9 protein-coding genes are annotated in these 5,235 nt (G+C 44.2%); 6 read left to right on the top strand and 3 right to left on the bottom strand.

Features of this window, described 5'->3' with window-relative positions; genetic code table 11:
* From VGB26_04390 to VGB26_04380, 3 genes are all read left to right on the top strand, one after another.
* A partial coding sequence (locus VGB26_04390) for a hypothetical protein (GenBank protein HEX9757022.1) occupies positions 1–215 on the top strand: 215 nt, incomplete at its 5' end.
* Between the two features lie 56 nt (positions 216–271).
* On the top strand, positions 272–649 hold the full coding sequence (locus VGB26_04385) for a DoxX family protein (GenBank protein ID HEX9757021.1): 378 nt from the start codon (positions 272–274) through the stop codon (positions 647–649).
* Positions 650–679: 30 nt separating this feature from the next.
* A complete protein-coding gene (locus tag VGB26_04380; protein HEX9757020.1) occupies positions 680–1,192 on the top strand; it encodes an NTPase in 513 nt (170 codons plus the stop codon).
* 29 nt (positions 1,193–1,221) lie between these two features.
* Here VGB26_04380 and VGB26_04375 read toward each other — a convergent pair whose 3' ends face one another.
* From VGB26_04375 to VGB26_04365, 3 genes are all read right to left on the bottom strand, one after another.
* Positions 1,222–1,437, bottom strand: coding sequence for a cupin domain-containing protein (locus VGB26_04375; protein ID HEX9757019.1), 216 nt, complete (start codon positions 1,435–1,437; stop codon positions 1,222–1,224).
* A gap of 102 nt (positions 1,438–1,539) precedes the next feature.
* Positions 1,540–2,037 (bottom strand): hypothetical protein, encoded by a 498-nt coding sequence (locus VGB26_04370; GenBank protein HEX9757018.1) that lies wholly within the window; start codon positions 2,035–2,037, stop codon positions 1,540–1,542.
* Positions 2,038–2,041: 4 nt separating this feature from the next.
* Positions 2,042–2,410 carry a TRL domain-containing protein gene (locus tag VGB26_04365; GenBank protein ID HEX9757017.1) on the bottom strand — a complete coding sequence of 123 codons (369 nt, stop codon included), beginning with the start codon at positions 2,408–2,410 and terminating at the stop codon, positions 2,042–2,044.
* A 185-nt stretch (positions 2,411–2,595) separates the two neighbouring features.
* On the opposite strand from VGB26_04365, the gene sixA reads away from it, so the two are divergent.
* From sixA to VGB26_04350, 3 genes are read left to right on the top strand one after another with little or no spacing between them, the layout of a single operon-like run.
* The gene (gene sixA, locus VGB26_04360; GenBank protein ID HEX9757016.1) at positions 2,596–3,054 is read left to right on the top strand and encodes a phosphohistidine phosphatase SixA; all 459 of its coding nucleotides are present in this window, start codon (positions 2,596–2,598) and stop codon (positions 3,052–3,054) included.
* A gap of 22 nt (positions 3,055–3,076) precedes the next feature.
* Positions 3,077–4,609, top strand: coding sequence for a hypothetical protein (locus VGB26_04355; protein ID HEX9757015.1), 1,533 nt, complete (start codon positions 3,077–3,079; stop codon positions 4,607–4,609).
* A gap of 4 nt (positions 4,610–4,613) precedes the next feature.
* Positions 4,614–5,141, top strand: a complete 528-nt coding sequence (locus VGB26_04350; protein ID HEX9757014.1) for a hypothetical protein — start codon at positions 4,614–4,616, stop codon at positions 5,139–5,141.
* Positions 5,142–5,235: the final 94 nt, after the last annotated feature.

Raw genomic sequence — 5,235 nt, 5'->3', positions numbered from 1 at the left:
GTCATTCTGTGGTTGAAGCCTTTGAAGTATTAGAGGTTCCTGCAAAATCCAGTTCGTCATTCCCGAATGTTTTTATCGGGCCCGCCTGCCGGCAGGCAGGAATCCAGGATTCAAAAAATCAACATCTTCTGGATTCCCGCTTTCGCGGGAATGACGGGAAGGGCCTGGATTTTCGCTTTCCCCTGCTTGCAAGTGTCCTCCGGACAGGCGGGTAATGACAAAATTTACCCACTCACTTCCACGATGAGCCACTTTTTATTGAAGGTTTTAAATGACAGCTAAAAAGATCGGTGTCTGGATTCTTCAAATCGTATTAGGTGGTTTTTTCGTCCTTGCAGGTGGAACAAAACTGGCCGGGAGTGAGGAAATCGTCAAGGGGTTTCAGGCGTGGGGATTCAGCGAAGTTTTCCTTTTTTTTATCGGTGCTGCAGAAGCCCTTGGGGGTTTTGCACTCCTATTCCCTCCGGTTTCAACCTTGTCGGCAATGGGTTTAATGGTCATTATGGTCGGGGCGGCCTATACCCACCTTTCCAATGGAGATGGTATTTCTGCCACCATGCCTGCAACCATTTTATTCTTTCTTCTTACACTGCTGTCCTATTTGCGGTGGGACTCTCTTGGACGTTTTCTAACCATGAAAAAAAAGTAACTACCCTTCCAATCCTTTCCCATGGATAAAGTGCCTCAAAAAATCTTGATTACCGGAATCCCAGGTATTGGGAAAACAACGGTAATTCAAAAAGTAGCCAAATGTTTACAAAATATGAACCCGGTTGGGTTTTACACGGGGGAAATCCGGGAGAAAAAAAGCCGGGTGGGATTTAAAGCCGTTAGTTTGGGTGGGGGCACCCAAACCCTTTCACACGTCCAGTTTGGGGGATCTTTCAGGGTAGGTCGTTATGGGGTAGATGTGAAAGGGTTCGAGGAATTTTTAGAAAACCTTGACCTATTAAAAAGTCAGTCCGATTTGGTGATCATTGATGAGATTGGGAAGATGGAATGCCTGTCAGCAAAATTTAATGCTCTGATTGTTTCTTTATTTGAATCCCAAAAAAACATTCTGGCCACCATTGCCAAAAAAGGAGGAGGGATGATCCAAAGAATTAAGAATCATCCAAATTGTTTGATTTTTGAAGTTCAAATAAAGAATAGAGATAAGGTAGTGGAAGATATCGTCAATCGAGTCTCATAACCGGTTCAGGGTTTTTTAAGTGTGTGGTGTTACCTTTTGTAACCAAAAAACCACCGATTGGTCGTTTTTCCTATGTTTTTTACCGTATGGGATGTTCCGGCGGGAATGACGATTTCCTCTCCGATTTCACAGTGGATCCTTTTTCCCCGCATTTCCAATTCCAACTCCCCATCCGCCAGAATTAAAAGTTCATCGTTTTGGTGAATGAAATCGGACCAGACCTGCCCCGGAGAATCGGTAAATATCCCGAAACTGAACCCTCGGGATTTCCAGTTTTCGGAAACTTTTTGGTGGTAAATATCAGTTTCTTTCCAATTTCCTCGGTGTTTGTGGTGTCCTTCGGTAGGTTATGGTTTTTTTTCCCCCGGTCGGTCTGGTTGGAGGCGAATACCTTTGGCGTGAATAACTGTGGTAATTTTATTATATAAGATTAAATAGGTCACAATGTTTAAATCGATACGAACATCAAATACATAATCCACTTGATAGCGGTCCTTAGCATCTGAAATAGCCTGCGCGATACCTCTGTCCCCAAATTCAACCTTAAAGCCGCTGGTTGGGTCAAGGGCCCCCCGGAAAGAAAAAGGAAAATAAATAAAAAGTGCGGAGCTTTTACCTTCTACCTCTATGATTTCATTAGCTTCAATCAATTCTAATATATCTAAGTGTCTAAGAGATGGATATGAAAAAGGAGTTGTAACATTTTGAAATACCGGAAAACCCCTTTGAAGAAACAAAAGTGGATTCGGGATCTTTCCAGGCCCAGGGGGACCAAACCCCCAAGAAGATGGGGTAAAAGTTAATGTTAAAAAAACAACAAGCACCCCTTTAAGAATAATTTTCATTTTTTTAATTTGCTACCTTTGCCCTTAGAATCGTGGTTTGACTTCCATATAAGTAGAGGATGTTAAAAATTTTTATATCTGTTTTAACATCATAGACTTCTTTTACCTCAAATCCAGCAGTTTCCTTTGCATTTTTCAATGCAGCGTCCAAACCACTATTTCCCCAAGAAATAAGGGAGAACAAAATTGTATGTGACTTTGATTGTCCTGTGATCTCTTTTTCTTCAAGGGTTAGATCTTTAACATCCAAACGGGTATTGGAAACCCAGGTTAATGGAAGCGTAGTATTTACGTATAGGCACCCTCCTAGGCTAAACATAAGGACGGATAATACAATTGCCTTTAAAACACGGCTAAGAATCAATAAACTCATGGTTTCCTCTCTCTGATTTTTGTTGAAATTAGAAATGATGTCTTTATTCTCCTTCGGCAGGGATATCTTTAAAGATTAGCGGTCTTTTGAAATTGGGTCAAGGGAATAAAGGATACTATGGTTTGGTGAAATTGGGTTCAAAAAAGGTTAGGATCAGGGCCTTCTTTTCGCTATACTAAACGAGTATGAAATTATTTCTGGTTAGACATGGGGAAGCCAAATTAGAAAGCGAAGACCCTGAAAGGTCTCTTACCGAGAAAGGGCGAATGGAGGCTGAGAGGATTTCCCAATGGGCGGGAAAATCAGGCATTAAGGTAAAGGAGATTCGCCACAGCGGGAAAAAACGGGCAGAACAAACTGCTGAAATTATAAGTAAAAGGATCCATCCTCCCAAGGGTGTGATCCGGGTCACCGGAATTTCCCCAAACGATGATCCTTTTCCTATTGCTAATTTGATTGATCAAGAAGATGAACCCCTCATGTTGGTGGGGCATCTTCCTTTTTTAAGCCGACTGGCCAGCCATCTTTTAATGAATAATTCTAACTGTTCTCTGTTGCAATTTCCAACCGCAGGAATGGTTTGTTTGGAAAAGATTGAAAGGCAATGGAGCTTAGCCTGGGCCATCACACCGGATTTGGTTTAACTTTAATTTGAGAGGGATAAATATGGGGTTTACCAAAAAGTTTTTTTATTTTGTTTTTTTAAGTTTTTTACCTGTCATTCCAACCTATGGGCAAGAAGAGGCTAATCCGGTTCCAACCGTTCTAGAAGTTCTCGAACAGGCCAAACAAGCAGCGAAAACCATACCAGATAAGGAATTGAGGACCCACGCCCTTCGGGACGTGGCATTGGTTCAATTAAAAGCCGGTGAAAATAATGCGGCTGCTCAAACCTTCAAGGAGGCGGTTCAGGCGGCGGGAGGTATTGAAGACGAACGGAAAAAAGGACAGGCTTTACACACCTTAACCATGTTTCGGGCCAAGGAGGGGGATTTTACAGGGGCCCTTCAAACGGCGGGGTCCATTCAGGATTTAAAAACCAAGGGTGCCGCTTTGTCCGCAATCGCCGCGGCACAGTCCAGAAGGGGGGATTCAGGGGGGGCTGAGAAAACCTTCGGGGATGCTCTTCAGGCGGTGAACGGTATTCAAGATAGAAGGATCAAGGTGGGAGCATTGCAGGCGGTGGCTACCGCTCAAGCAAGGGCGGGAGATCTGATCGGGGCTTTGAAAACCGTAGAAGCCATAGAAGATGAAAAAGTAAGATTTTCGACCCTCCAGCAGATTGCAAAATCCCAAGCGGTTGTGGGAGATCTGGTCGGAACCACTCAAATTGTGAATAGCATCCAGGATGAAAAAGAAAAAGACCAAGCCTTAGGAAGTGTGGTCATCGCAAAATTTACCAAAGGAGATATATCGGGTGCGCTCCAAACGGCAATGGCCATTAAAGACCCTTTGGCGAAAAATGATGCTCTGCGCCATGTGGCTGTTGCACAAGCCAACAAAGGGGATATCCCGGGGGGAATGAAAACTATTTCCAGCATCGAAGTGGGTAATGCTCAGTTCCAAGCCTTGATGGGAATAGCAAGGGCCCAGGCCAGGGCAGGGGATATCCCAGGCGCACTTCAAACCGCTGGAACCATCCAGAATGAACCCACCAAGGAAAGGGCTCTGGGAGAAATAGCGCGGGGGCAAGCGGGGAAAGGGGATATACAAGGGGCCCTTCAAACGATTTCCGCGATTCAGACGGATGCCTTTAAAAATGCTGCCTGGGTTGAAATTGTCCGAGCCCAAACCCGAGCGGGAAATACACCAGAGGCTTTGAAAACAGCCTCTTCCATTGGAAACCAGGCGGTGATGAATCAAGCCCTGGGGGAGATTGCAAAAATTCAAGCTCAGCAAGGAAACGTTACGGGGGCCTTGGATCAACTCGATGCTCTTCAGGACCCCATTCAAAAGAGCCTGGTCTTGAAGGTCATTGCAAGTATACAATCCAATGGAAATGATATCGTTGGTGCAAGGCAAACAGCCGGAAAAATTCAAGACCACGGCTTAAGGAGTCAATCCTTTAAGGAAATTATTAAAAAACAGGCTAAAAGAGGTGATATCCCAGGCGCCCTGGGGTGGGTCAAACAGCAAAACTCTCCTCAGGTCAAGGTCTATAGTCTTTTAGGGATTGCCGAGGCCATGTTAGGAAAATAAAAAAATGGTTTTTTCCTATTACAATAGGTTGACGGTTAAGCAAAAGCGAATTTATCAGGAAAGCGACCGTATTACTTCCGTTCCGTTACCGGAGGTTAAACACCTTTATCCCTATGTAATGGCCCTTTCCAATGCCCTTCGATCCGAAAATCGAACGGAAACGGAACAATCCAGTCAAAAACTTGTATCCTGTTTAACTTCCGCTTTGAAGGTTTCTTCAGTCCGGGTAAAGGTTCTTGCCAAACGCCCTTCCCGAACCTGGGGTGAACTCCATGGACTTTATGAAGACTCGAATGATAATAGCGTTCCTGTCATTACCGTCTGGATGCGGACTGCACAGCGGCGCCAGGTGGTTGCCTTTAAAACATTCCTTCGAACATTGCTCCATGAATTAGGACACCATTTAGATTATAAACTTTTGCGCTTGGGAGATTCCCTCCATACGGAGGGTTTTTATAAAAGAGAGTCCAGCCTTTTGCACCAATTATTTAGAGTCTGTATTTTAACATTCAACTTGCTGAATTTGCGTTGAAAAAGTATAGTAGGGAAACAAAATCAGCAAGGAGGATCAATGGAGCTTTTGAACGAACTTTCTTTCACGCTTGAGAAACCGCACTGGGCGGTCA

The organism is Nitrospiria bacterium, assembly GCA_036397255.1.
In the GTDB taxonomy this organism is placed as follows: Bacteria; Nitrospirota; Nitrospiria; order DASWJH01; family DASWJH01; genus DASWJH01.
This window is presented reverse-complemented; position numbering and strand designations above follow the sequence as displayed.